At 58.3% G+C, this 24,887-nt stretch carries 27 protein-coding genes and 1 riboswitch; of the genes, 24 read left to right on the top strand and 3 right to left on the bottom strand.

All coding sequences use genetic code 11. The features are described from left to right. Positions 1-18: 18 nt before the first annotated feature. The 7 genes from QZ177_RS02925 (at position 19) to pyrR (ending at position 4,834) form a co-directional block, all read left to right on the top strand. The gene (locus QZ177_RS02925; RefSeq protein WP_294175472.1) at positions 19-711 is read left to right on the top strand and encodes a YggS family pyridoxal phosphate-dependent enzyme; all 693 of its coding nucleotides are present in this window, start codon (positions 19-21) and stop codon (positions 709-711) included. A 12-nt stretch (positions 712-723) separates the two neighbouring features. Then, on the top strand, positions 724-1,203 hold the full coding sequence (gene sepF / locus QZ177_RS02920; RefSeq protein ID WP_006192948.1) for a cell division protein SepF: 480 nt from the start codon (positions 724-726) through the stop codon (positions 1,201-1,203). Between the two features lie 10 nt (positions 1,204-1,213). Next, positions 1,214-2,011 carry a pyrroline-5-carboxylate reductase gene (proC, locus tag QZ177_RS02915; RefSeq protein WP_294175471.1) on the top strand — a complete coding sequence of 266 codons (798 nt, stop codon included), beginning with the start codon at positions 1,214-1,216 and terminating at the stop codon, positions 2,009-2,011. Positions 2,012-2,018: 7 nt separating this feature from the next. Further along, complete coding sequence (locus QZ177_RS02910; RefSeq protein WP_294175470.1) at positions 2,019-2,804, top strand: YlmH/Sll1252 family protein; 786 nt, start codon at positions 2,019-2,021, stop codon at positions 2,802-2,804. A gap of 45 nt (positions 2,805-2,849) precedes the next feature. Beyond that, entirely contained in the window at positions 2,850-3,296 is a 447-nt protein-coding gene (gene lspA, locus QZ177_RS02905) for a signal peptidase II (RefSeq protein ID WP_009645640.1), read from the top strand. Between the two features lies 1 nt (position 3,297). Continuing rightward, the gene (locus QZ177_RS02900; RefSeq protein WP_294175469.1) at positions 3,298-4,203 is read left to right on the top strand and encodes an RluA family pseudouridine synthase; all 906 of its coding nucleotides are present in this window, start codon (positions 3,298-3,300) and stop codon (positions 4,201-4,203) included. Between the two features lie 76 nt (positions 4,204-4,279). After that, entirely contained in the window at positions 4,280-4,834 is a 555-nt protein-coding gene (gene pyrR, locus QZ177_RS02895) for a bifunctional pyr operon transcriptional regulator/uracil phosphoribosyltransferase PyrR (RefSeq protein ID WP_294175497.1), read from the top strand. Positions 4,835-4,939: 105 nt separating this feature from the next. On the opposite strand, the gene QZ177_RS02890 is transcribed toward pyrR, so the two are convergent. The 3 genes from QZ177_RS02890 to QZ177_RS02880 all read right to left on the bottom strand — a co-directional run bounded on the left by QZ177_RS02890 (position 4,940) and on the right by QZ177_RS02880 (position 7,542). Further along, complete coding sequence (locus tag QZ177_RS02890) at positions 4,940-5,920, bottom strand: site-specific integrase (RefSeq protein ID WP_009645647.1); 981 nt, start codon at positions 5,918-5,920, stop codon at positions 4,940-4,942. A gap of 168 nt (positions 5,921-6,088) precedes the next feature. Beyond that, positions 6,089-7,021 (bottom strand): metal ABC transporter substrate-binding protein, encoded by a 933-nt coding sequence (locus tag QZ177_RS02885; protein WP_294175468.1) that lies wholly within the window; start codon positions 7,019-7,021, stop codon positions 6,089-6,091. A 92-nt stretch (positions 7,022-7,113) separates the two neighbouring features. Then, a complete protein-coding gene (locus QZ177_RS02880) occupies positions 7,114-7,542 on the bottom strand; it encodes a transcriptional repressor (protein WP_294175467.1) in 429 nt (142 codons plus the stop codon). A 442-nt stretch (positions 7,543-7,984) separates the two neighbouring features. On the opposite strand from QZ177_RS02880, the gene QZ177_RS02875 reads away from it, so the two are divergent. From QZ177_RS02875 to QZ177_RS02795, 17 genes are all read left to right on the top strand, one after another. After that, complete coding sequence (locus QZ177_RS02875) at positions 7,985-8,761, top strand: isoprenyl transferase (protein WP_294175466.1); 777 nt, start codon at positions 7,985-7,987, stop codon at positions 8,759-8,761. 30 nt (positions 8,762-8,791) lie between these two features. Next, a complete protein-coding gene (locus QZ177_RS02870; RefSeq protein WP_294175465.1) occupies positions 8,792-9,622 on the top strand; it encodes a phosphatidate cytidylyltransferase in 831 nt (276 codons plus the stop codon). 3 nt (positions 9,623-9,625) lie between these two features. Next, on the top strand, positions 9,626-10,783 hold the full coding sequence (locus QZ177_RS02865; protein WP_009645627.1) for a 1-deoxy-D-xylulose-5-phosphate reductoisomerase: 1,158 nt from the start codon (positions 9,626-9,628) through the stop codon (positions 10,781-10,783). Position 10,784: 1 nt separating this feature from the next. Next, a complete protein-coding gene (rseP, locus tag QZ177_RS02860) occupies positions 10,785-11,822 on the top strand; it encodes an RIP metalloprotease RseP (RefSeq protein WP_009645685.1) in 1,038 nt (345 codons plus the stop codon). Between the two features lie 30 nt (positions 11,823-11,852). Further along, the gene (ispG, locus tag QZ177_RS02855) at positions 11,853-12,920 is read left to right on the top strand and encodes a flavodoxin-dependent (E)-4-hydroxy-3-methylbut-2-enyl-diphosphate synthase (RefSeq protein ID WP_265071701.1); all 1,068 of its coding nucleotides are present in this window, start codon (positions 11,853-11,855) and stop codon (positions 12,918-12,920) included. A 93-nt stretch (positions 12,921-13,013) separates the two neighbouring features. Next, positions 13,014-14,720: a proline--tRNA ligase gene (locus QZ177_RS02850; RefSeq protein ID WP_265071700.1), complete on the top strand. Its 1,707-nt coding sequence runs from the start codon at positions 13,014-13,016 to the stop codon at positions 14,718-14,720. Between the two features lie 93 nt (positions 14,721-14,813). Further along, on the top strand, positions 14,814-15,035 hold the full coding sequence (locus QZ177_RS02845) for a DUF5348 domain-containing protein (protein ID WP_265071699.1): 222 nt from the start codon (positions 14,814-14,816) through the stop codon (positions 15,033-15,035). A 15-nt stretch (positions 15,036-15,050) separates the two neighbouring features. Then, positions 15,051-16,001 carry a patatin-like phospholipase family protein gene (locus QZ177_RS02840; protein ID WP_265071698.1) on the top strand — a complete coding sequence of 317 codons (951 nt, stop codon included), beginning with the start codon at positions 15,051-15,053 and terminating at the stop codon, positions 15,999-16,001. A gap of 60 nt (positions 16,002-16,061) precedes the next feature. Continuing rightward, positions 16,062-17,105 (top strand): cupin domain-containing protein, encoded by a 1,044-nt coding sequence (locus tag QZ177_RS02835; RefSeq protein ID WP_265071697.1) that lies wholly within the window; start codon positions 16,062-16,064, stop codon positions 17,103-17,105. Further along, positions 17,098-17,580, top strand: coding sequence for a hypothetical protein (locus QZ177_RS02830; protein WP_294175464.1), 483 nt, complete (start codon positions 17,098-17,100; stop codon positions 17,578-17,580). The genes QZ177_RS02835 and QZ177_RS02830 overlap by 8 nt, the downstream gene beginning before the upstream one ends. 76 nt (positions 17,581-17,656) lie before the next feature. Next, positions 17,657-18,100: a DUF1934 domain-containing protein gene (locus QZ177_RS02825; protein WP_265071696.1), complete on the top strand. Its 444-nt coding sequence runs from the start codon at positions 17,657-17,659 to the stop codon at positions 18,098-18,100. 35 nt (positions 18,101-18,135) lie between these two features. After that, complete coding sequence (gene argS, locus QZ177_RS02820; RefSeq protein WP_265071695.1) at positions 18,136-19,791, top strand: arginine--tRNA ligase; 1,656 nt, start codon at positions 18,136-18,138, stop codon at positions 19,789-19,791. A gap of 16 nt (positions 19,792-19,807) precedes the next feature. Further along, a complete protein-coding gene (gene rpoE, locus QZ177_RS02815) occupies positions 19,808-20,149 on the top strand; it encodes a DNA-directed RNA polymerase subunit delta (protein WP_265071694.1) in 342 nt (113 codons plus the stop codon). A 98-nt stretch (positions 20,150-20,247) separates the two neighbouring features. Continuing rightward, positions 20,248-21,852: a CTP synthase gene (locus tag QZ177_RS02810; RefSeq protein WP_294175463.1), complete on the top strand. Its 1,605-nt coding sequence runs from the start codon at positions 20,248-20,250 to the stop codon at positions 21,850-21,852. Beyond that, positions 21,849-23,330, top strand: a complete 1,482-nt coding sequence (locus QZ177_RS02805; RefSeq protein WP_294175462.1) for a protein O-GlcNAcase — start codon at positions 21,849-21,851, stop codon at positions 23,328-23,330. The genes QZ177_RS02810 and QZ177_RS02805 overlap by 4 nt, the downstream gene beginning before the upstream one ends. Positions 23,331-23,421: 91 nt before the next feature. Continuing rightward, a complete protein-coding gene (locus tag QZ177_RS02800; RefSeq protein ID WP_265071691.1) occupies positions 23,422-23,934 on the top strand; it encodes a nitroreductase family protein in 513 nt (170 codons plus the stop codon). An 89-nt stretch (positions 23,935-24,023) separates the two neighbouring features. Next, positions 24,024-24,494 carry a MazG nucleotide pyrophosphohydrolase domain-containing protein gene (locus QZ177_RS02795; protein WP_294175461.1) on the top strand — a complete coding sequence of 157 codons (471 nt, stop codon included), beginning with the start codon at positions 24,024-24,026 and terminating at the stop codon, positions 24,492-24,494. 74 nt (positions 24,495-24,568) lie between these two features. Further along, a riboswitch (cobalamin riboswitch) is annotated at positions 24,569-24,741 on the top strand. The last annotated feature ends 146 nt before the right edge of the window (positions 24,742-24,887 follow it).

Genomic DNA, 24,887 nt, shown 5'->3' with positions numbered 1-24,887 from the left:
TTGCAGGAGGTAAGCAAGTTGATCGAAGAGAATCTGCATGAAGTCTTGCGCTCCATCGAGGAGAGCAGGGCGAAGAGGACGATTGCCGATGCGAAAGAGCCTGTCCGCCTCGTGGCGGTGACGAAGAACCACGGCGTCGCCGAGATGCGCGAGGCGATCGCGCATGGCGTGACGGACATCGGCGAAAACCGCATACAGGAAGCGCGGGAGAAGTTCGAGACGCTTGAGCGCACGGCTGTATGGCATCTCATCGGTCACTTGCAGAAGAACAAGGCGAAGTACGCCGTGAAGCTCTTCGACCTCATTCATTCCGTCGACACCTTGGAGCTTGCCGAGGCCTTGGACAAGGAAGCGGGCAAGATCAGCAAGCGGCAGGACGTCCTCGTGCAGGTCAACCTTGCCAAAGAAGCGTCGAAGTCCGGTATTTACGAAGAAGACTTGCAGCCTTTGCTCGAAGCTGTCGACGCACTGCCGCATCTGCGCCTTCGCGGTCTGATGTGCATAGCGCCCAACTACGACGAGGTCGAGGAGACGAGGCCGCTCTTTCGCCGCATGTATGAAATTTTTCAAAGGACGAAGGAGTTTCCGTGGAAAACGGCGAATATAAGTTATTTGTCAATGGGTATGACACATGATTATCGGATCGCTGTGGAAGAAGGCGCCAATATCGTTCGTGTCGGCACGGCCATTTTCGGGCCACGTCAATATTGAGGAGGGAACAAGATGGGCTTCATTGATAAAGTGTGCGGAAAAATCGGCCTGATCGATCCGGAAGACATCAACGATAAAAGGGATTTGCGCGACGAAGACGACGATTTTGCAGAGTTTGACGAGATGGAGCGCGAGGAAGCGCCGGCGTCGAACGTCGTGAACTTCCAAGCGGCAGCGGCGAACGCTGCGATGAACAATGTCGCTGCCTACAAGATGAAGGTCGTCGTCATCGAGCCGAAGTCCTTCGATGATGCGCAGCAGGTGGCGAACTGTCTGCGCGAGAAGCGCCCCGTCGTCATCAACTTTGAGAACACCATCGAGGAGGACGCCAAGCGCATCACGGACTTCATCAGCGGCACGATCTACGCGCTGAACGGCGAGATCAAGAAGGTCAGCAACAACGTCTTCTTCTGTGCGCCGAGCAACGTCAATATCTCCTATTCGGAGGACAAGAAGTCGGTGTCGACGGAGATGCCGTGGCTGAAGAAGTAGGGCGGCGGCGATGAAACTTGCATTGATCGGCGGCGGCATGATGGCGGAGGCCGTCATCGCCGGCGTCCTGCGCGAAGCAGTGCTTCCTGCGGAGGCGGTCTTCGTCTCCGAGCACAAGGCGGCGCGCGCCGAGGAATTGAAGGAAACGTACGGCGTGCAGGCGTTCTGCAGCGCGGAGTCGTTCCTCGGCGATATGGACGTCGTCATTCTCGCCGTCAAGCCGAATGCGGCGGAAGCGGCTCTCTTGGAAATTCGCGGGGCTTTGCGCTCGGATGCCGTCCTTGTGTCCATCGTGGCAGGATTGCCGCTTCCTAAACTCGAAGCGCTGCTTCCCGGTCAGCCCGTCGCCCGCGTCATGCCCAATACGCCGCTCGCCGTGGGCGAGGGCATGTCTGCCTACGCGCTCGGCTCGCGTGCGGGCGCAGCTCACGAGGAAGCGATTCGCACGATTCTCGCGGCGGCGGGAAAGGTCGTCTGCGTCAAGGAGTCCTTGATGGACGCCGTCACGGGGCTTTCGGGCAGCGGACCGGCCTTCGCCTTCCTCGTCATCGACGCGCTCGCGGACGGCGGCGTGGCGGCGGGGCTTTCACGCAAGGACGCGCGTCTTCTGGCGGCGCAGACATTGCTCGGCTCCGCCAAGATGGCGCTCGATACGGGCAGGCATCCCGACGAGCTGCGCGATCAGGTCACGTCGCCTGCGGGCACGACCATCGCAGGACTGCGCGTCCTTGAACAGCGTGCCGTGCGCGGCGCATTCCTTGACGCCGTCTTGAGCGCGGCGGAAAAATCGAAGTCTTTAGGGGAATAGGAGCACTATGTCGAATCGGGAAAAAATCCTGCGTTTCTATCGCGGCTCGGAAGGCGAAGAAACGGCAGTGAAATTAGTCGATGCCGCAGAAAAGGCGATGAAGAATCAAAAGTTCCGCCTGACGGCGTTCCTCGACCCCTTCGGGCAGGAAATCGCCGAGGTTGTGGCGGCGAACTTCGAAGGTCTCGCCGTCTCTTTCAACGGCGGCTATGCGGGGGCGGAGCGCCAGCGTGCCGTCTTTCAGCATGAAGATTTTTGCGGCACGCCCTCTTGGGAAATTGCCGTCGTGAAGGCGGTATGGAAGGATGCGTTCGCGCACATCTCGCATCGAGACGTTCTCGGCGCGATCATGGGGCTCGGCGTCGAGCGCGAGATCATCGGCGACATCCAGATTCAGCAGGGCACGGCGCGTATCGTCACGGCAGAGAACATGGCGGATTTCCTGCTGACGAACTGCGTGCAGTTCGGCGCAGCGCATGTGACGTGCTCGCTCGGCGAACTTTCCGCCCTCCTGCCGCGCGAGGAGCGCTGCAAGGAGATTCGCGCGACGGTCGCCTCCCTGCGCGCCGACTCGATTGCGGCAGCGGGCTTCGGCATGTCGCGCAGCCGGGCTGCAGCGGACATCGCGGCGGAAAAGCTCAAGCTCAACTGGCAGTCCGTCAAGAGCGCCTCCCAAGCCGTCAAGGAGGGCGATGTGCTTTCCATGCGCGGCAGGGGACGGCTTGAAGTGAAGGAGATTCGCGGTCAGACGAAGAAGGGGCGCATCAGCGTGCTCCTGCACCGCTATCTGTGATGACGAAACGAGGTTTCTCTAAGAGAAAGGACTGAGGCGGTTCTCGTGCCGATTTTTTTGAGCATTTGCATCGTAGTCTTGGATCAAGTCGTGAAATTCCTTGTCGCCCATGAGATGTTTCCGGGAATGTCAATCCCCGTCATACAAGATGTCTTTCATATCACGTTCGTTTTGAATCCCGGCGCTGCCTTCGGCATCCTCGCCCATCAGCGCTCTTTTTTTATCGTCATGGGCATCGTCATCGTCATCTTGGGCGGCCTTTTCTCGCCCTACATCCGCCGCCAGTGCCGCATCTTTCGCTGCGGCACGGCACTCCTGCTCGGCGGCGCCCTGGGCAATCTGATCGACCGCGTGCGCTTCGGGCATGTCATCGACTTCTTTGATTTCCGTATATGGCCGGTCTTCAATATCGCGGACATCGCCATCGTCGTCGGCGTCGCGGCCATCATCTACGCCATCCTCTTCAAGATGCACCCTGCGGAGGACGCTTGACATGAAGGAACGGCTGATCGTCGACGAAGGGGCTGCGGGAGAACGCCTCGACCGCTTTCTCGCCGGCAGGGAACTGGAGGTTTCGCGCTCTCATATCCAAAAGCTGATCGAAAGCGGCTGCGTCCTCGTCAACGGCAGAACGGCGAAGGCGAACGCCAAGCTGCGCGAAGGGGATGCCGTGGAGACGGAACTTCCCGAAGCGCAGGAGTTGGAGATCCTGCCGGAAGACATCCCCTTGGACATCCTCTACGAGGATTCGGACGTCATCGTCATCAATAAGGCGCGCGGCATGGTCGTCCATCCGGCGGCGGGAGTAGCGGACGGCACGCTCGTCAATGCGCTGCTCCATCACTGCGAGGACTTGTCGGGCATCAACGGCGTCATACGGCCGGGCATCGTGCATCGGCTCGACAAGGATACGTCGGGCGTCATGATGGCGGCGAAGAACGATCGGGCGCATGTCGACCTCGCCGAGCAGATTCGGGAGAAGACGGCGCAGCGCATCTATCGGGCGATCGTCTGCGGCACTATCGCCGAGGACAGAGGCGAGATTCGTGCGCCGATCGGCCGCCATCCGACAGAGCGCAAGAAGATGGCAGTCGTGCCGGGCGGCAAGGAAGCGACGACGCTCTTTCGCGTCGTCGAGCGCTTCCCTGCGCACACGCTTGTCGAGTGCCGCTTGAAGACAGGGCGCACGCACCAGATTCGCGTCCACATGGCATATATCGGCCATCCGCTGCTCGGCGATCCGAAATACGGCAGGAAGACGCCCGATATAGCGGGGCAGGCGCTTCATTCCTGCGAGCTCTCGTTCACGCATCCGCGCACGAAAGAGCGCATGACATTCGCGGCAGAAATGCCCGAGGATATGAAAGCGATCCTTCATGCCTTGCGGCGAGGGCGCTGAAGTGGCTGAACACATGGAGAAGGCAGGGCAGTTGATGGACGAAATGCCATCGAAGAACGGAAAGGGGCGGGATGATATGGCGACCTTGGTCGACAAGACGGTTCTGATGGATGAAGATGCGATCCGCCGCGCACTCACGCGCATTTCGCACGAGATCGTAGAGAGGAACAAGGGCACGGCGGGAATCGTCCTCGTCGGCATACGAAGCCGCGGCATTCCGCTCGCGGAGCGCATCGCGGCGGCGATTGAGAAGATTGAGGGAACGAGGCCTGCCATCGGCGTCCTCGACATCACGCTGTACCGCGACGATCTCTCGACCCTCGCGTATCAGCCCGTCGTGCGCGAGACAGAGATTCCCGTCGACATCACGGGAAAGACCATCGTGCTCGTCGACGATGTGCTCTACACGGGGCGGACGATCCGCGCGGCGCTCGACGCCCTGATCGACATGGGGCGTCCGAAGAGCATCCAGCTCGCCGTCCTCATCGACCGAGGTCACAGGGAGCTGCCGATCCGCGCCGACTTCGTGGGAAAGAACGTGCCGACCTCCTCCAAGGAGGAGATTCGCGTCATGCTCGAAGAGCACGACGCAGAGGAGCGCGTCGTGCTTGCCGAGAGGCAGGAGGCATGACATCTGCATACGAAAAAGAGAAGAGGCCGTAGCACTTTTGCCTGCAGCCTCTTCTCTTTTTCGTATCGTATCGGTCACAGCATCGCCTTGTATCGCGCTTGTTCCTCATTTGCCGTACATGCGAGCGAGCGGATTGTCCTTGAAGATGTTTCCCTGCTCGATGTAGCGGTGCACCATCTTCTCCGATTTGTGGCGCGTCTGGCGCATGATGGTCAAGGCGTCGACATCGTGCTGCGCGGCGCTCGTCGCGAAGCCTCGGCGCAGGCTGTGCCCGGCAAAATCCTCCTCGCTGAGGCCGGCTTTTTTGATGTACTTCTTGACGATGAGCGCCACGGACTTGTCCGAAAGCTGCGTATCGCGCAGTTCATGATTGCGCTTGAAGGGGCGGAAGAGCGGCCCTTTTTTGATGCCGCTGAGGGAGAGCCACGCACGCAGCGCACGCACGGCGCAGATTTCCTTGTCGGGCGCATAGGGAATGCCAATATAGCTTCCCTTGCCGAGTTGGTCGCCCTTCGATTTGCCGATGAAGACGACCATGCCTTCGGCGGAGAAGCTGACATCCTCGACCGTGAGCGCGACGAGTTCCGAGCGGCGGAACGCTCCTGCAAAGCCGAGGAGGAGCAGCGCCTTGTCACGAATCGAGGCCTCGTCCGTGCCGAAGCCGTCGGCGATCAGATAGAGCGTCTCCAGGAGGATCGGCGCCTTGCCGTGCTGGAACGTTCCCTTCTCCCTGCGGATGGCTGACATGGCGTTTCGCACGAGTCCCGAGTGGGCGGGATTGTCGCGCTTGTAGCCGGCGGCGATGTGGTTCTCCGAGATGGCGGTGACGCGGCGCGAGACCGTGTTCGCCTTCGCATTGTCCGCGAGGTCATTGATGTAGTTGACGATGGTCTCGGGCTCTGCGGGCAGGGAAGCAGTCTGGTGATGCTCGCACCAGTCGGCGAAATCGTTCCAATCGCTCGCGTATGATTTGATCGTATTGAACGATTTGCTCTTCTGCATGCGCCGCTTGCTCTTGGCGGAAAGTTTCTCATTCTGCTCGACCTGCTGGTTCTTGGCGAGCAGGAAATCGTCGCGTACATCCATCACAAAACACCTCATGTGTCAAAATTCATTCAGCAGTATCACCATTATACAAGAATCTTGGATTTTTTCCAGATGGAAAAAGCGGATGCAGCTCGATGGCTTCGAGGTGCATCCGCTTTCTTTTCGGGAAAGTTTGTGAAATCGGGTTCTTCTTTTGCAACGGCAGGCTTACTGCAGCGCCGTCTTCAGCGTTTCCATGTTCTTCTTCATGGTGTCGATGTAGGCGTTGAGCGCTTGCTCGTTCGCCTCGCCTGTGACGACGGGATCGAGCGTGTAGATCTTCGCGCCTGTCTCGCGCGCGATGGTTTCAGCGGCGCTTGGCGAGTACTGCGGCTCGGTGAAGAGAACCTTGACGGGCAGTTTCTTGACCTGTTCGATCGTCGCCTGCAGCTCGGCGGGCGTCGGCTCGGTGCCCGGCTCGCGCTCGACGACGCTGATGATGTTGAGGCCGAATTCCTTGGCGAAGTAGGGGAAGGCTTCGTGGAAGGTCACGATGTCCTTGTTCGGCACCGTGTCGAGTTCGGCGTGCATCTCGGCCTTGAGCGCTTCGAGTTTCTTGATGTAGGCGGCGGCGTTCTTCTCATAGGCGTCGGCGTGCTTGGGGTCGGCTGCCTTGAGCTGCTCGGCGATGTTCTTCACTTGCAGGATGGCGTCGGTGACGCTGAGCCAAACGTGCGGATTTTCCTCATCGTCGTCTTTCAGAAGCTCGATGCCCTTGGAGGCGTCGATGATCTTGAGGTTCTTCTGCTGCTCGACGACCTTGTCGAGGAAGCTCTCCATGCCTGCGCCGTTGATGACGAAGGCATCGGCCTTTTCGAGCGTCTTCATGTCCTCGGTCATGAGCTGGTAGTCGTGCAGGCAGCCTGTCTGCGGCTTCGTCATGTTGGTGACGGTCACGCCGTCGACGCCCTGCGTGATGTTGATGGTGGCGACGTACATGGGGTAGAAGGACGTGACGATGTGGAAAGATCCGTCCTTGCCGCCTCCCGCCGTGTTCGTGCTGCCGCATCCTGTGAGGAGCAGGCAGAGAGAGGCGAGAAGGCAAAAGAGCATGTTTTTGCGTTTCAAAAGAATGACCTCCTGTGCGTGGGGAAACAACATGAATGATTTCCCTTTGAATAGTAATTTTACTATTTGATAGAATAGCACAGGAGAGCTTGTTTGGCAAGCTTGTTTTTGTTGGGAAGAAAGTATCAAAGGCCTTTCTTTTCACGGCACTCTTGGCAGATGCCGTAGAATTCAAAGATGTGCCCCGTGATGAGGAACCCTTTTTTCTCGGCTTCCTTCGTGTAGGCTTCCTGCATGGGACAGATATCGATGCATTCCGTCTTGCCGCATTCCGTACAGACGAGATGGTGATGGTGATGACCTGGCTCGACGATCTCGTAGACGTTTCCCGCTGCGCGATAGATTTCATGAATAATGCCGAGATTCGAGAGGAGCGCGAGGTTGCGATAGATCGTATCGAGAGAAACATTGGAATGCTTCTTGCGCACGGTGGCAAGAAGCTGCTGCGCCGTGGGGAAGGGATCGCATTCATGGAAAGCGTCGAGGACGGCGCGCCGTTGCGGGGTCAGCTTGTAGCCTTTGGAGCGTAGGAGTTCCAGATGATCTTCAGTCATGACATCCTCCTTTTGTCGAGGGTATACACGGTTTTTCTCATCATACCATAGGAAGGCGGAAAGGGATAGAGTGCGGAAGAAAGAATCGTTGGGCAGATGCTTTGTTCTGTGTGATAGAAACTTGATAATATGGAAATGAAATCGTACAGACGCTCAGAAAAGGGCACACGTAACAGAGCCTTCCCAGAGAACCTCAAAAAGCTGGGAACAGGTACATCGACGGAGTTGGAATTAGATTTTCGTGTCTGTTTTCTGTTGTCAAGCGCAAACGATAACATCGTGATCTCATTGGTTGCATCCCTTCGCTGACAGCTGCTAAAATATACTATGGATATGCTTCTTTTTCCATGCTATAATGATTCCATGCTATAATGATTTCGTGAGATCTCTGTAATAAAAATGTGGACATGATGAGAACCCATGACTGGTAAGGGGAGCGTATATGTGGAAGAAGATTTTTGGCAAGTCCGCAACAAAGAAGAATGAAGTGACTCCTGTCGATATCGAGCGCTCGCGTCTGCCGCGCCATGTTGCCGTCATCATGGACGGCAACGGACGTTGGGCGAAGGGGCAGGGATTCTTGCGCACAGTCGGTCATCGCGCGGGCGTAGATACGCTGCATGATATCTTGGATACGGCGATCGATTTGAAGTTGGAAGTTCTGACGGTCTATGCGTTTTCAACGGAAAACTGGAAGAGGCCGAATGACGAGGTCGATTTCCTTATGCGGCTCTTTTCTGAGTATCTCGATAAGGAAGAAAGAGAGATGCACGAGAAAAATGTGCGCATCCGCTTCATCGGACGCGTCGATGAATTGACGCCCGAGCTGATTCGGCGCGTGCGCCATGCCGAAGAACTGATGAAGAACAATACGGGCGTACACTTCTGCGTCGCTGTCAACTACGGCGGGCAGGACGAGATTTGCCGCGTCGTGCAGGGGCTGGCTGAGAAGGTACAGGCGGGAGAGCTTTCGCCGGAGGAAATCACGCCAGAGCTTTTTCAGGCGTCGCTCGATACGAAGGAATTGCCGCCCGTTGACCTTGTCATCCGCACGAGCGGCGACATGCGCCTGAGCAATTTCCTGTTGTGGCAGGCGGCGTATGCGGAGTTCTGGTTCACGGAGACGAATTGGCCGGATTTCAAGCCTGAATGCTTCATGGAGGCACTTCGCGACTACGCGAGCCGCGAGCGGCGCTTTGGCGGAATTAAGGGGAAATAAAAGGATTGCTCCAACAAAGAGGTGCTTGATTTGCTTACAAGGATTATCACGGGCGTTGTCGGCATAGCGCTCGCAGCCTTCGTCATTATGCAGGGAGGCTGGCTCTATGCCGTTTTTGCCATTGTGCTTTCGTTCGCTGCATGGCACGAGTACGCGTCGGCGTTCGATCATTTAGGAAAGCCTCTCGCGAGACTTGTCGGCTTCATCGCTATCTCGCTCTTCGGCACTGCCGCCTGGCTGTGGGGAAGCGCGTGGCTCGTCGCAATCGCGACGTTTGCTGTGCTCCTCGTTTTTGCCGAGGCTGTCTTTCGCCATGAGGCTTTTGCCGTCGATCAGGCTTGCTTTTCCATCGCAGGGATCGTCTATGTCGGCTTTTCTTTCGCGCATCTGATCCTGCTGCGCTTCCTGGCGCAGGATGTCGTTCTCGCAACGCCCGCCGGCGATATGACGCTTGGCTGCGCGTTCCTTTGGATCATGTTCCTCGGCACATGGTCGAGCGACACGTTCGCTTACTTCGCCGGCTCGTTCTTCGGCAGGCGTAAACTGTGCCCCGCAATCAGTCCGAAGAAGACGGTCGAAGGATTTCTTGGCGGCCTTGTCGGCACGACGGCAGTCGTCGCGGCGCTCGGCTGTGCTCTTGGCTTTTCCGTGCCGTTGATGGCGCTGCTCGGTGTGCTTCTCGCGCTCGTGGCAACGGTCGGCGATCTCGCCGAATCCGTCATCAAGCGCTATGCGGGCGTCAAGGATTCGGGGCGGCTCATCCCGGGGCACGGCGGCGTCCTCGACCGTTTTGACAGCGTGATGTTCACAGCACCTTTCGTCTATTATTTTATTCAGGTCTTCGGCTTGGCAGGAGTTTGATGTATGAAGAATATTGCAATCTTGGGTTCTACGGGTTCGATTGGACGCCAGACGGTTGATGTGGCACTTGCACATCCGGAGCTTTTTACTGTTTCCGTGCTCGCGGCGAACGCTAGCGACGAATTGTTGGAGAAGCAGATCGAAGCGCTCTCCCCTGAGCTTGCCGTGCTTGCCGATGAGGCGGCGGCGGCGAGGCTCAAGGCGCGGTACGGCGGCAAGACGCGCATCGAAGGTGGTCGCGACGCCTTCATCGAGGCGGCGGCATATCCGGCGGCGGACATCGTCGTCACGAGCATGATGGGGTTTGCGGGGCTTGCACCGACGATGAAGGCGCTCGAAGCGAGGAAGGATATCGCGCTCGCGAACAAGGAGACGCTCGTCGTCGCGGGCGAACTCGTCATGGCGAAGGCGCGTGAGATGGGCGCGGCGATCCTGCCCGTCGACAGCGAGCACTCGGCGCTCTTTCAGTGCCTGCAGGGCGAGGAGGCAAGATGCGTCGAGCGCATCATCCTCACGGCTTCGGGCGGCCCCTTCCGAGGAAAGACGCAGGACGCGCTCAAGAAGGCGACGGTCGAGGAGTGCCTTGCGCACCCGACGTGGCAGATGGGGCAGAAAATCACGATCGACTCTGCTACGCTCGTCAATAAGGGGCTTGAGGTCATCGAGGCGCATTGGCTCTACGATGCGCCATACGATGCGATCGAGGTCGTCGTCCATCCTGAGAGCATCATCCATTCGATGGTTGGCTTCAAGGACGGCGCCGTCATAGCACAGATCGGACCGGCCGACATGCGCCTGCCGATCCAGTACGCGCTGACGTATCCGAAGCGTCAGTCTTCGACTTTTGAGCGGTTGGACTTTTCCAAGCTCGCGCATCTTTCTTTTGAAAAGCCCGACACAGCGACGTTTCGCGGACTTCCTCTCGCCTACGAGGCGGGGCGTGCGGGCGGCACGATGCCGTGCATCATGAACGCAGCGAACGAGGTGGCCGTCGCGGCATTCCTGGCGGGGAGAATCCACTTCCTCGACATCTATGCGATCATCGAGCGCACGATGGAGAAGTGCGCCGTGCAGAAGGCGCCGACGCTGGACGATCTCTTCGCCGCCGATGGCGAGGCGCGGCGCGTGGCGCAGGGCTTCCTGCAGGAAATAGGGGGTTGAGATGGTCGTAACGCTTCTAGCATCCATTTTCGTCTTCGGCATCCTTGTCCTCGTGCATGAGGTCGGGCATTTCGTGGCGGCGAAGCTCACGGATATGCGCGTCGATCGTTTCGCGATTGGCTTCGGGCCGAGGATCGTCAAGTACACGCACGGCGAGACGGAATACTCCCTGCGTGCGCTTCCGCTGGGCGGCTTCAACGATATCGCGGGCATGGATGCCGCGAACAATACGGCGGGTGAGCGCGGCTATTGCGCGAAGTCGATTCCCGCGCGCATGATCGTCATCCTTGCCGGCTCTTTCATGAATCTCATCCTGCCGATCTTCCTTTTCTTCGGCATTTTCTTTTTCGCCGGCGTTTCTACGCCTTCGAGCGAGCCTGTGCTCGGCACGGTGGTACCGGGGCATCCTGCTGCCAATGCGGGACTCCTTGCGGGCGATCGCATCGTCGCCATCGAGGGTGCGCCCGTGAACTCGTGGCAGGACATTACGAGCCTCATTAAGGACGCGGACGGCAAGGTCCTGCACGTCGAGTACGAACGCGCAGGCGAGCATCAGACGGTGAGCGTCATTCCTGCTTACAACGCGCAGGAGAAGCGCTCGCTCATCGGCGTCAGTTCGTCCGTCACGACGCGCATGCCGGGCTTCTTCGAAGCCGCTGAGCTTGCCGTCACGCGCACGGGCACGACGCTCATGATGATGCTCTCGATGCTCGGGCAGATGGTCACAGGCGCACAGCAGGCCGATCTCGCGGGGCCCATCGGTGTCGCGCAGATCGCAGGCGAGGCGGCGCAGATCGGCGTCGTGCCGCTTTTGAGTCTCACGGCTCTCTTGAGCCTCAATCTCGCGATCATCAACTTGTTCCCGATTCCGGCGCTCGACGGCGGTCACTTCCTGACGCTCGTCGTCGAGGCCGTGCGCGGCAAGCCCCTTTCAGCGAAGGCGATGCACTACGCGCAGATGTTTGGTGTATCGCTTCTCGTGCTCTTGATGCTCTACGCGACGAAGAATGACATCATGCGCATCTTCGTTGGCGGTTGATATTTTTTGTTGAAAAAAGAAGGGTAGACCATGCAGAGGAAGATCACGCGGCAGATTCATATCGGCGCTGTCGCCATCGGCGGCGGGGCTCCTGTCTCCGTGCAGTCCATGACGAATACGAAGACGCAGGACGCACAGGCGACGGTTCGCCAGATCGAGGCGCTCGCGGCTGCAGGCTGCGACATCGTGCGCCTTGCCGTGCCCGACAAGGAAGCGGCAGCGAACATCGGAAAGATCAAGGCGCAGACGAAGGTGCCGCTCGTCGCCGACATCCATTTTGACTATCGCTTGGCGCTTCAGGCCATCGAGCAGGGCATTGATGCGCTCCGACTCAATCCCGGCAATATCGGCGGAGCGGAGAACGTGCGCCGCGTCGCTGAGGCGGCAAAGGCGCGCGGCATACCGATCCGCATCGGCGTCAATGCGGGTTCGTTGGACAAGCGTCTTCTGGCAAAGTACGGTGGCGTCACGGCGGAAGCTCTCGTAGAATCCGCATTGGAGCATGTGCGCCTGTTGGAGGAGCAGGATTTTCATGATATGAAAATTTCGCTCAAGGCGCATGACGTACCATTGACGCTCGCGGCATATCGCCTGATGAGTGAGAGATGCGACTATCCGTTGCATCTCGGCATCACGGAGGCGGGCACCGTACGCTCGGGCATCATCAAATCGGCAGTCGGCATCGGTGCACTTCTCGCTGAAGGCATCGGCGACACCCTGCGCGTATCTTTGACGGGCGATCCGATAGTCGAGGTGCGCGTCGCGCGAGAGATTTTAAAGTCCCTGGGGCTCAGGGATTATGGCCCGACGCTGATTTCCTGTCCGACGTGCGGCAGAACGGCCATCGACCTTCCTTCGATTGCCGAGCGTGTGGAGGAAAGGCTCAGCGGCATCGCGCGTCCCATCCAGGTCGCCGTCATGGGCTGCGTCGTCAACGGCCCGGGCGAAGCGCGCGGCGCCGATGTCGGCATCGCGGGCGGCAAGGGCGTCGGCCTCGTCTTCAGAAAGGGCGAGGTCGTGCGGCGAGTCAAGGAAGAAGAGCTGGTTGAAGAACTGTTCCGCGAGATAGACAGTATCTTGGAGGAAGAGCAGGTTTGAATAAAAGCGTCCGCTTGCCTTGAGCGGCAAAGTGCTTTCATAGATGGGGAATGCAGCGAACGAAGCGCACGCCCTAAGAGGAGGAAGTTTTCATTGCTTACATCGAAGTTATACGCGCCGACGTTGCGCGAGGTGCCTTCCGACGCTGAGATCACGAGTCATCGTCTCATGCTGCGTGCGGGAATGATCCGCAAGGCGGCGGGCGGCGTCTATACGTATCTGCCTCTGGCGTGGCGCACGATCAAAAAGATCGAGCAGATCATCCGCGAGGAGATGGATGCGGCGGGCGGGCAGGAACTGTGCATGCCGATCATGCAGCCGGCGGAGATCTGGCAGGAGTCGGGGCGTTGGAGCGTATTCGGACAGGAGATGTTCCGCCTGAAGGACTGCCATGGCCGTGAATTCTGCCTCGGCCCGACGCACGAGGAGATGATCACGACGCTCGTGCGCGATGAGGTGCGCTCCTACAAACAGCTGCCGCTCCTTCTGTACCAGATTCAAAACAAGTATCGCGACGAGATTCGTCCGCGCTTCGGACTCATGCGCAGCCGCGAGTTCATCATGAAGGATCTCTATTCCTTCGACAAGGACGAGGCGGGAGCCGATGTGTCCTACAAGAAAATGTACGACGCCTATACAAACATCTTCACGCGCTGTGGCCTGAAGTTCCGTCCCGTCGAGGCGGACGCGGGTGCGATCGGCGGCAATCACACGCATGAGTTCACGGTGCTCGCTGCCGCCGGCGAGTCAGAAATTGCGTGCTGCACGGCGTGCGACTACGCGGCGAACGTGGAAAAGGCGGAGCTTCTTCCTATCGACGCATCCGAAGAAGAGGCGCAGCCTTTGAAGAAGGTCGAGACGCCTGCCTGCAAGACCATCGAGCTTGTTGCCGATTTCCTGCGCGTGCCGCTCGAAAAGACGATCAAGGCGGTCGCCTTTCAGGATGAAAATGACGCCCTCGTGCTCGCTTTCGTGCGCGGCGACCATGAAGTCAACGATGTGAAGCTGCAGAATGCCGTGGGGGCGCTTGAACTGCGCATGGCGGATGAGGCGGCGATTTCGGCAGCGGGCGGCGTCGCGGGCTTCATGAGTCCCATCGGCATCAAGAAGGGCACGAAGATCGTCGTCGACAGCACGGTCATGAAGATAAAGAATGCCGTTGCGGGTGCGAACGAGGTCGACGTGCATTATACGGGCGTGAATCCCGTGCGCGATTTCACGGATGTCCTCACCACAGATATCCGCTTGATGACGGCGGGCGATCCTTGCCCGCACTGCGGTGCGCCCGTTGAGATCACGAGAGGCATCGAGGCGGGACAGGTCTTCAAGCTCGGCACGAAGTACAGCGAGGCGCTCGGCGCGACCTTCCTCGATGAGAACGGCAAGGAGAAGGCGCTCTTCATGGGCTGCTACGGCATTGGCGTCGGCAGAACGATGGCGGCGGCCATCGAGCAGCACAATGACGAGCACGGCATCATCTGGCCGCGTGCCATTGCGCCCTACGAGGTCGTGGTCGTTCCCGTCAATGCGAAGGCGTCCGAGCAGCTGGCGCTTGCTGAAGAGGTGTATGAGACGCTTCTGGCCGCAGGTGTCGACGCGATTCTCGATGATCGCAAGGATCGCGCGGGCGTGAAGTTCAAAGACGCCGACCTCATCGGCTATCCGCTGCGCATCACGATCGGACCGAAAGCCTTGGAAGAGGGAAAGATCGAGCTGAAGGTGCGCCGCTCGGGCGAGAGCTTCGACTGCACGAAGGCGGAGTGCTTGGCGAAGGTGCAGGAGCTTTTGAAAGATCTTTGAATTTTTAGGAAGCGCAGATGTGTGAAGATGGGCGACTGAATTTATTAGTGCTTCTTTGACATGGGAGACTGCTGAGAAAGGAGAGGGAACATCATGGAAGGAGAAATCCTCTGGAAGAAGGATCATTACGCCATACGTTACTTCGAGGATGGCGATGAACATCTGCAGTCGCTGGCATTGGGCGATGAGATCGAGGTCCTCGTCAACGACGCATGGAAAAAGGTGAAGGTGGAGGCGAAGAACGGCGAGCCGGTTCTCGTCGGCGTCGGCTATGGCGACGGTATCGGCTGCCAGGCGCGTTTTGAGAAGAAGTAGCCGGAGGCGATGAGCATGGAGAAGATGGGCATAGTGTTCGCCGGCGGCAACGGCAACAGCGCTTATCAGATGGGCGCATGGAAGGCGTTGCGCAGCTACGAGCTTGAGTCTTCCGTCAGCGTCGTCTCCGGAACGTCTTTCGGTGCACTGAACGCCATGATGTTCGCGAGCGACGGCTACGAGAAGGCGGAAGACATGTGGCAGAATGCCGCGAAGCTCAAGATTTCCAACGTGCCGATCACGAAGCTCAAGGAAATCTACGACATCATCGTGACGAGCGGGCTTTCCGGCGTATCGTTCGAGCAGTTTCTCGCACTTTTCGGGCATGGTCTTTTCGATGAAAAGAGTTTCGCTGCGTTCTTGGAAGAGCATCTGGATCTTTCCAAGGTGCGTGAAAGCATCGAGCACATCTTTATCGGAGCAACGAAGTTTCCGACGGTCGAGCCTTCTTACTACGATATCCTGCGCTATCCGGAGAAGATGCGCAAGGTTCTTCTGACTGCGGCGAATGCTTTGCCGATCCTCTACTCGCAGCTGCGTTTTTCCAACGGCGTCGTGCTCTGGGAGGGAAGCTTCACGGATCTCTCGCCGCTCCTGCCCGTCTACGAGGCGGGCGTGCGGTTGATCTTCGTGCTGCACCTGTCACAGAGGAGCACTGTGCAGAAGAACCTTTATCCCGATGCGAAGATTTACGAGCTTTTTCCGCGCCCCGATTTCTCCGATCGCCCGGGCTGCGTCGATTTCACACGCCTCGCTGTCGAAAAGCGCATGAAGGAAGGCTACGGCGATATGGTCGACTTGATTCAGAAGCTCATGAAGGAGGGCGTCGTAAGCTGCCCCATCGGTGATAAGATCAAGGAGGTCAAGGCGAAAGAAGGGGACTTCCTCAAGCAGGCGAAGCGGACGGAGGATCGCGAAGCCGAGCGAAAGCGCAGTGAGATCATGGAACTTTTGACGGAAAAATGAGGCGGGCGGCGCTTTTCTGCTGCCGCTTTTCTTTTGAATTTGTGTGAAAGGTGGAGGCGCATGCGGTATGAAAAGGCTGCGGTCTGGCTTCTGACGGGAATCTTGGCAGGGATGTCGCCGACGGTGCAGACGGTTGATGCGGCGGCTCAGTCGAAGCCGCCGGCTTCGTCCGCTGCCCAAGGTGCGGACGGCAAGACGAATACTGCGGGGACGGCGATGGATGAGGCGGCGTGGGAAGCCGCCTTGGCTGCAGGCGCGACGGTCAGTGCTGTGCATGGGACGGTGACGCCGGATCCGGCTGCAGCGCAAGCGACGCCGGATGCGAGTGCGGCCGCTGGCAAGGCGGATGTTACGCCAGCGGCAAATGCGGGCGCAGCTCAAGCGGAGCGTCCTGCTGAGTCACCGACAGCAAATGAAAAGTCTGATGCAGCGCAGGCGGCGGTGACGTCCGATGGAGGCGCAGCGATGCAGCAGGTGCAGCCTGCGCAGCAGATGCAGCAGGAAAGCGCGGTCGTACAGATGACGCCGCCCGAGGTTCAGGCAGCAAAGACGACGGCAGTTCCGAATGCGCCAGCACGCGTGCAGGAAATCATGCAGAAGTTCCGACTCTCGGGCAATCCGCGAAGCGGTGCCTACAGCTGGGTCTACACGTCGCCGACGTGGACGGCGGAAGCCATCAGCCGCCCGGCGGCGGGCAGCAGTTACTTCCTGCTCGCCGGCTCGGAAAACCTGCGCTTCCAGTCCTTTGACTGCGATGAAGTATGGTACTTTCATGAAGGCTGCGGCATGAGGCTGACGGTGCTCGGCGCCGACGGCACGGTGCGCACCTTCGAGCTTGGCGTGGGCGGCGCGGCTATGCCGATGGTTCTGATTCCCAAGGGACAGATCTTCGCAGCGGAGAATGTTGACTCTGCGGGCTACAGCTTCATCAGCTGCATGACGATTCCTGCCTTGGAGACGGCGGGAATCCGCGTCTGGCAGCGTGAGGAGCTTTTGGCAAGGTATCCGCAGGCGAAGGAAGCGATCGAGCGCTACACCGATGCGCCATGGGGAGCGGCTCGGACGCAGGAGACGGCACAGGCGGGAGGCGATATTCATGGCTGAAATGGTGCGCATGGAAACTTTGGAAGAGATCCGCGAAGGCTGCCATAAGAGTGTCAAGCGGTATGCCGTGCTAGGTGCGGCGAATGCGGTCAATCCGATTCCTGGACTCGACATCGGCGTTGATGCGGGACTCTGCCTGCGCATGATGGCGGATATGCGCGCACGTTTCGGGTTGTCCAAGGAAGCCGAGAGCAAGCTGCGCCACTACGATGTCCTCGTACCGCTCGTCAAGAAGGTGTTTGACTTCGCGACGAAGGAGGGCGTGATGATCGTTTTGAAAAGCTTCGGCAAGCGCTACCTCGGCAAGACGACGGCGAAGTATGTGCCTTTCATCGGACAGGGAATCGCAGCGACCGCTGGGTATGGCATGATGCGCTGGTTCGCACGCCAGTATATCGAGGACTGCTACGAGCTTGCACGCTTGGCGCGTGAGAATGCGGTCACAATCGATGCGGAGGCGAAAGTACTTCCTTAGTCTTATGGAAAAAATCTGGCAGACATGGTAGCCTTTATACTTGGATTTAAGAATCGACGGGAAGAGGAGAGACAGCGTGAACAGGGTGATCGTAAAAGTCACGGGAGAGCAGAAGGATGCGGCAGGCGATGTCAGCCGCATAGAGATGACGGCCATGGGCGAACATTACTTTCGCAACGGCAAGCACTACATCATCTATGAGGACACATCCCTTGCCGAAGGCGCGCCCGCCTCGACGATGCTTAAGGTCGCGGCAGATTCCCTGACGCTGACGCGGCGCGGCGCCGTCGAGCAGAAGCAGCGCTTCTCACCGCAGAGCGAGAGCCGCAGCCGCTACCGCACGCCCTTCGGCGATCTCGACCTCTGCGTTGCGACGCAGCGTCTCGACATCGCCTACGGTTCCGTTTCAGGTCGGATCGATGTCTCCTACGACATGCACATCAACGGCGAATGGCAGTCGGCGAACGAACTGCACATCGAGGTTGAGGCGGATGTGTCGGAACTGCAGAAGCTGAACTGAGACGCCTTTTCACGGAGAAGATTAGGAGGATTTTTTTGGACATCAAGGAACAGTTGAGCGCAGCCATTCGGCAGGCGGCGCAAAAGGCGATTGCCGACGGCGTGTTTCCGGCAGGAGAACTTGCCGACATCCTGCTCGAAGTGCCGCCGGACAAAAAGTTTGGTGATTTTGCAACGAACTTCGCTATGCAGTCGGCGCGCGTCTTTCGCATGAATCCGAAGAAGATTGCCGAGGAGCTTGTGTCGCGCATCGAGGGTGACTGGCTCGATCATGCGGAGATCGCAGGGCCGGGCTTCATCAATTTCTATCTCAAGGGCAATGTGCTCTATGATCTGCTTCGTCATCTATACGAAGGGGGCGAGGCGTGTTTCAATCTGCCGCAGAAAGATACGGCGCGCATCATGGTCGAATATGTGAGCGCGAATCCGACAGGCCTGCTGCACGTCGGGCACGGACGCGGCGCAGCGGTCGGCAGCGCACTCGTCAATCTTCTGCGAGCGGCCGGCTATCCCGTTCACAGCGAATACTACATCAATGACGCGGGCAATCAGATCGACAACCTCGCGGCATCGGTCAACGCGCGCTACTTGGAACTGCTGGGCAAGGAGACGGTCTTTCCCGAAAACGGCTACCACGGCGCAGATATCGTTGACACGGCGAAGCGCATCGTGGAAGCGGATGGCGAGAAGTATCTCTCGCTGAGCGAGGAACAGCGCCTCGCCGCCTTCAAGGAATTCGCTTTGAAGGAAAAGCTTGCACAGCTGAAGGAGGATCTCGCCGCGTTCAACGTGACGTTCGACGAATGGTTCAGCGAGCGCACGCTCCATCCCGAGGCCGTGCGCGACGCTTGTCAGACGCTCAAGGAGAAGGGAAAGGTCTACGACAAGGACGGTGCCCTGTGGCTGCGCTCGACGGATTACGGTGACGACAAGGATCGCGTCGTCATACGTGACAACGGCGTGCCGACATACCTTGCAGCGGATATCGCCTACCATCGGAACAAGTTGGAGCGCGGCTTCGGCCATCTCATCAACATCTGGGGGGCAGACCATCACGGCTATGTCTGCCGCGTCAAGGCGGCGCTCGCGGCACTTGGCTATGCACCCGAGCAGTTGGAAGTGCTCCTCCTGCAGATGGTCAGCCTGTATCGCGGCGGCGAACTCGTGAAGATGTCGAAGCGCACGGGCGAGAGCGTGACTCTCGAAGAGCTCATCGAGGAGGTCGGTACGGACGCAGCGCGCTACTTCTTCCTCATGCGCTCACTGGACAGTCAACTCGACTTCGATCTCGACCTTGCGAAGTCGCATTCCAACGAGAATCCCGTCTACTATATCCAGTATGCGCACGCACGCATTTCGAGCATCTTCCGCCAGGCGGCCGACGCTGGAATCGAGACGGGCGACGCACCCGAGTTTTCGCGGCTCGTCGATGAGACGGAAATCGCCTTGATCAAGAAGATCGAGGAATATGCGGAAGAGATCGAGCGTGCAGCGAGAGAACGTGCGCCGCACCGCATCGCGCGTTTCGCTTACGATACGGCGGGGCTGTTCCACAGCTTTTACAACAAGTGTCGCATCGTAGGCGTGGAGCCTGCGCTCTCGGGCGCACGCTTGGCGCTTGTGGCGGTCGCGAGGAATGTTCTGCGCCATGCTCTGGGGATTCTCGGCATTTCCGCGCCGGAGAAGATGTGACAGGAAGCAGGAGGTCATGATTTTGGAAAATACGGATTACGCGAAGCGCTCGGAGACGGATGTGGCGCATGACATTTTGAGTGAAAAGAACGAAGCGATGTACTACAAGGATCTCGTCATGGAGGTCATCGACAAGAAGCGAAAACCTGTGCAGTCGCTTTCTCATGCGATTTCGGAGGTCTACACGCTGATCAACATGGACAGTCGTTTTCATTATGAGGGAGAGGGGAAATGGGGACTGACGGAGTGGAATCCGCCTGAGGTGAAGCGCACGCATGCCTCGCGCGCGGGCGCTTCTTCCAGTCCCAAGACGTCGCGCCGCCGCGAAAAGCTCTTGGAGGGCATACAGGAGGAATAAGGCTTTTGTGGATGCAGCTTGGCAGAGCATTTGGCCGAGACTGCAGGTGAAGTCGATCTTTTTCGCAGGATATGCCGGAAACAGGGCAGGAGGAAAAAATGGCAAAGTATATTTTCGTTACGGGCGGCGTCGTTTCGTCCCTCGGCAAGGGCATCACGGCTGCTTCCTTGGGGCGGCTCTTGAAGAATCGCGGCATCAAGGTCACGATCCAGAAGTTCGATCCATATATCAACATCGACCCCGGCACGATGAGTCCATACCAGCACGGCGAGGTGTTCGTTACGGACGATGGCGCGGAGACGGATCTCGATCTCGGACACTATGAGCGCTTCATCGATATCAACCTCACGAAAAACTCCAATATCACGGCGGGCAAGGTTTATAACAACGTGCTGACGAAGGAGCGGCGTGGCGACTATCTGGGCAAGACGGTGCAGGTCATCCCGCACATCACGAATGAGATCAAGCAGCGCGTCTATGATGTTGCGGCCGCTGACGGCGCCGACGTCGTCATCACGGAAATAGGCGGCACGGTAGGCGATATCGAGAGCCTGCCGTTTCTCGAAGCGATCCGCCAAGTCAAGAAAGAGGTTGGACGCTACGATGTGCTCTACATCCATGTGACGCTCGTGCCGTACATTGCGGCGGCAGGCGAACTGAAGACGAAGCCGACGCAGCACAGCGTCAAGGAACTTCGCGGCATCGGCATTCAGCCCGACATCCTTGTCTGCCGCGCGGAAAAAGAGATTTCGAGCGATATGAAGGAAAAGCTTGCTCTCTTCTGCGATGTGGACAAGAGCGCCGTCATTGAAAACCTCACGGCGCCGACGATTTACGAGGTTCCTCTGATGATGGCGAAGGAAGGCCTCGACAAGATTGTGCTCGAAAAGCTCCACATGGATTACAGCCCTGCGAACATGGAAGAGTGGGAGAAGATGGTTTTCAAGATCAAGCATCCCGCGAAGAAAGTCAAGGTCGCCGTCGTCGGCAAGTATGTGGATCTGCCCGACGCCTACATGTCGGTGACGGAGGCGCTGCACCATGCGGGCATCGCGAACGATACGGACGTCAAGATCGCATGGGTCAATTCGGAGGCGATCGAGGCGGCGGACGTCGAGCTCAGCGAGGTCTTTGCAGGGTGCAAGGGAATACTCGTGCCGGGCGGCTTCGGCGACCGCGGCGTCGAGGGCAAGATTCGCGCCGTGCAGTACGCGCGTGAGAACGCGATTCCGTTCCTCGGACTGTGCCTCGGCATGCAGTGCGCCGTCATCGAGTTTGCGCGTCACGTCTGCGGCATGACAGACGCTCATTCGACGGAATTCAATCACGAGACGAAGCATCCCGTCATCGACCTCATGCTCTCGCAGAAGGACGTCGAGGACAAGGGGGGGACAATGCGCTTGGGGGCTTACCCGTGCAAGCTTCGGGAAGGCTCGAAGAGCCTTGCCGCTTACGCGGAGGAAGAAATCAGCGAGCGCCATCGCCACCGCTACGAGTTCAACAACGATTTTCGTACCGAGCTTGAGGGGGCGGGGCTTGCCGTTGCGGGAACGCTGCCCGACGACAGCCTTGTCGAGATCGTCGAGGTCAAGAACCATCCGTGGTTCGTCGGCTCGCAGTTCCATCCCGAGCTGAAATCGCGTCCGAACCATCCGCATCCGCTGTTCCGTGATTTCGTGAAGGCGGCTCTTGAAGTGAAATGAGAATCTTCCTGACATTGCTCTTGGCGGCGCTTTTCTGCAGCGCCGCCGTTTTTTCGGAGAATGCTGCTTCCGCTTCGACGCAGGGCGCAAATACTTGGATAGCACAAGGTCTAAGGCCGGAGAGCGGCGTCGTCGAGGGCTTCTACGGCAGACCGTGGACGGAGGCCGAGCGGCGCATGATGCTGCACTTCTTGGGCGAACACGGCATGAATCTCTACGTCTACGCGCCGAAGGACGATCCGTACCATCGCGAGAAGTGGCGTGAGCCGTATCCGTCGCAGGAGATGCTCGCGCTGAAGCGCCTTGCCGCCGAGGCGCGGACTTCGGGCGTGGAGTTGGTCTTCGCTGTATCGCCGGGACTTGACCAGCGCTTTTCGGGTTGGGCGGGCGAGGCGGATGAAAAGACTATGCTGCGAAAGCTGGAATCTGTTCATGAGATGGGCGTAGAGCGCTTCGCCATATTCTTCGACGATATTGAGCACAAGGACGGCAGGGCGCAGGCACTTTTCGTGAACCGCCTGAATGAGGAGCTTTTAGCACGTCACCTCACGGAAAAGCCACTGTTTGTCGTGCCGACGGAATATTTTCTGCAAGATATGGAGACTGCTGGCGTGGCGAAGCCCTACACGCGTGAATTTGCCGCACAGCTCGATGACGATATCGTCGTTCTGTTCACAGGAGAAGGCGTCGTGCCCGAAGGCATAAGCGCCGAAGATATGACGGAGGCTGAGCGCCTTTATGGGCGGACGCTCGGCATCTGGTGGAACTATCCAGTGACGGATTACTTGCCGGGCAAACTCGCGCTTGGCCCCATACAGGGATTGGATGAAACTGTGGCGGAGCGTGCGCCCGTCTTCTTGATGAATCCGATGGAAAAACCCTATCTTTCGCGCATCGCCTTGGCTACGGGCGCAGAGTGGCTCTCTTCGCCCGCCTCGTATGATGCGGAAAGAGCTTGGCATACCGCCATCCGTGAGCAATACGGCGGCTTGGCGGGAGCGATGGAACTTTTCGCGCTTCATTCGCGCCGCATGGAAAAGGATTGGGCACATACGGGCGCACTCGATGCGCCTTTGCTGAAAGAGCAGATGGAAGCTTTCTGGCAAAAGGTGGAGCGTGGGGAAAGGGTCGACAAGGAAGCGGAATCTCTCGCAAAGGAATTTCATCGCCTGAAGCGTGCTGCCAAGCAGTTGAAGGAGAAGCTTCCACCGGAAACTCTTGCCGAATGCCTGCCGCAGCTCCAGCTCTTCGCTCAATATGCGGAGTCGGCGGAAACGTCCCTCGCGATGGTGAAAGCGCGACGCGAAGGACGCTTTGCGCACGAGACGGCGCTTTATCAAAAAATCAAGGATGTTCCAACAGAGCAGCAAAAAAAGGAAGAACCGCGTCTCTCCGAGCAGGTGCTCGCAGATTTTATCGCGAGGGCGAAGGCGTGGCATGAAATGCAAGAGGTTGGCGGAGGACGGAGGGGAAATTAGCCGATCGGTCTGCGCCTTGACCTCTTGGGAAGTTATGCTAGAATATATCAAAGATTATGGATGTGCATTTTTCGTAGAGGAGGAGTTCTTTATGTCGTTTCTTGATTTGGCGAAAAAGCGCTATTCTTGCCGCAAGCTTTCGGCGCAGCCCGTGGAGGAGGAGAAGCTGCAAAAGATTTTGGAGGCGGGGAATCTAGCGCCGACCGCCCACAACAATCAGCCGCTTCATATCTGGCTTCTTGAGAGCGCTGAGGCGATGGAGAAGGTTTCACAGACGACATCCTTCATCTTCGGCGCACCCGTCGCCTTTGTTGTGGGCAGCAAGGCGGATGATGCTTGGGTACGTCCCTTTGACAAGAAAAACTTCGCCGATGTCGATGCGAGCATTGCGGCGACACATATGATGCTGGCGATTGAAGACTTGGGACTTGGGACGACGTGGGTAGCGCATTTCGATGCGCCGAAGCTCAAGGAGTTTTTCCCCGAGATGGCGGATTATGAGCTTGTGGCGATCTTCCCCGTCGGCTATCCTGCCGAGGATGCTGCGCCCTCGCCGCGTCATGCCGAGCGTGTGGGTGTAGAGAAGCTTGCCGATCGGCTTTGAGGGATCGCTTTTGCCCCGCTGCACATATGGTGCGGCGGGGTTTTGCTCATGAGGAGAGAGACGGATTTTGATAGATACGAGGAGGACTTATGACATACGTTGAGCGATTGCAGGATATTGTGCGTACGCTGCGCTCCGAACATGGCTGCCCATGGGATCGGAAGCAGACGCATGAGAGCATCAAGCCAGGCTGCATAGAGGAAGCAGTCGAGGTGCTCTGCGGCATCAATATCCTGAAGGAGACGGGAAGGGCGGAAAACCTGCGTGAGGAGCTTGGAGACCTTCTGCTGCAAGTGATCTTTCATGCGCAGCTTGCCGAAGAAGAGGGACTGTTCACGTTGGAGGATGCAGCGAGAGCCGCTGCAGAAAAGATGGTGCGCCGCCATCCGCATGTGTTTGGCGAGCCTGTCAAGGATGCGGCGGGCAAGTCTCTGACGGAGTGGACGGCGATCAAGGCATGGGAGAAGCGCGGGCGCGAATGGGAGGAAGCGTACCTGCCCGACGCATTTGAAGAGGCGGCGCTGCTCTTGCAGAAGGCGAAGGAACGCAAAAAGCTGTAAGCAATGGGCATTTCAGCTCCTCAACGCCCATTGACACATTGTTCGTTCTATGGTAGGCTGAATCCGAAAACAACTTCATATTTTGCCGATCGGGTGCGCGTTGCGCTCAATAGAGAAGCAGGTGAAAAACCTGTGCTGTCCCGCAGCTGTAATGCAGAGTCGACCTCATGATGCCACTGGGAAACTGGGAAGGCGAGGAAGATGAGGATGCAGAGCCAGAAGAACTGCCCGCTCGGAGCGCTGTTATTATTCCTGCGAGAGACAGGAAGGCGTGGCTTGTGTTTCGTGCGCCTTTTTGCTCTTTAGCAAAGAGGCTTTTTATATGTCTGAGCGAAAGCGATGGAAGGAGGTGGATGGAAGGCGTAGAATGATGGAGCATTACAGGAAGAGATA

This window comes from uncultured Selenomonas sp. (genome assembly GCA_905372355.1).
In the GTDB taxonomy this organism is placed as follows: domain Bacteria; phylum Bacillota; class Negativicutes; order Selenomonadales; family Selenomonadaceae; genus Selenomonas.
This window is presented reverse-complemented; position numbering and strand designations above follow the sequence as displayed.

Coding starts and splice junctions, on each gene's coding strand:
- QZ177_RS02810 (WP_294175463.1), top strand. CDS start 20,248: ATGGCAAAGTATATTTTCGTTACGGGCGGCGTCGTTTCGTCCCTCGGC.
- QZ177_RS02830 (WP_294175464.1), top strand. CDS start 17,098: ATGGCTGAAATGGTGCGCATGGAAACTTTGGAAGAGATCCGCGAAGGC.
- QZ177_RS02795 (WP_294175461.1), top strand. CDS start 24,024: ATGACATACGTTGAGCGATTGCAGGATATTGTGCGTACGCTGCGCTCC.
- rpoE (WP_265071694.1), top strand. CDS start 19,808: ATGATTTTGGAAAATACGGATTACGCGAAGCGCTCGGAGACGGATGTG.
- sepF (WP_006192948.1), top strand. CDS start 724: ATGGGCTTCATTGATAAAGTGTGCGGAAAAATCGGCCTGATCGATCCG.
- ispG (WP_265071701.1), top strand. CDS start 11,853: ATGCAGAGGAAGATCACGCGGCAGATTCATATCGGCGCTGTCGCCATC.
- QZ177_RS02885 (WP_294175468.1), bottom strand. CDS start 7,021: ATGTTGTTTCCCCACGCACAGGAGGTCATTCTTTTGAAACGCAAAAAC.
- QZ177_RS02880 (WP_294175467.1), bottom strand. CDS start 7,542: ATGACTGAAGATCATCTGGAACTCCTACGCTCCAAAGGCTACAAGCTG.
- QZ177_RS02805 (WP_294175462.1), top strand. CDS start 21,849: ATGAGAATCTTCCTGACATTGCTCTTGGCGGCGCTTTTCTGCAGCGCC.
- pyrR (WP_294175497.1), top strand. CDS start 4,280: ATGGCGACCTTGGTCGACAAGACGGTTCTGATGGATGAAGATGCGATC.
- QZ177_RS02800 (WP_265071691.1), top strand. CDS start 23,422: ATGTCGTTTCTTGATTTGGCGAAAAAGCGCTATTCTTGCCGCAAGCTT.
- QZ177_RS02900 (WP_294175469.1), top strand. CDS start 3,298: ATGAAGGAACGGCTGATCGTCGACGAAGGGGCTGCGGGAGAACGCCTC.
- QZ177_RS02845 (WP_265071699.1), top strand. CDS start 14,814: ATGGAAGGAGAAATCCTCTGGAAGAAGGATCATTACGCCATACGTTAC.
- proC (WP_294175471.1), top strand. CDS start 1,214: ATGAAACTTGCATTGATCGGCGGCGGCATGATGGCGGAGGCCGTCATC.
- QZ177_RS02875 (WP_294175466.1), top strand. CDS start 7,985: ATGTGGAAGAAGATTTTTGGCAAGTCCGCAACAAAGAAGAATGAAGTG.
- QZ177_RS02840 (WP_265071698.1), top strand. CDS start 15,051: ATGGAGAAGATGGGCATAGTGTTCGCCGGCGGCAACGGCAACAGCGCT.
- rseP (WP_009645685.1), top strand. CDS start 10,785: ATGGTCGTAACGCTTCTAGCATCCATTTTCGTCTTCGGCATCCTTGTC.
- QZ177_RS02890 (WP_009645647.1), bottom strand. CDS start 5,920: ATGGATGTACGCGACGATTTCCTGCTCGCCAAGAACCAGCAGGTCGAG.
- QZ177_RS02835 (WP_265071697.1), top strand. CDS start 16,062: ATGCGGTATGAAAAGGCTGCGGTCTGGCTTCTGACGGGAATCTTGGCA.
- QZ177_RS02865 (WP_009645627.1), top strand. CDS start 9,626: ATGAAGAATATTGCAATCTTGGGTTCTACGGGTTCGATTGGACGCCAG.
- QZ177_RS02910 (WP_294175470.1), top strand. CDS start 2,019: ATGTCGAATCGGGAAAAAATCCTGCGTTTCTATCGCGGCTCGGAAGGC.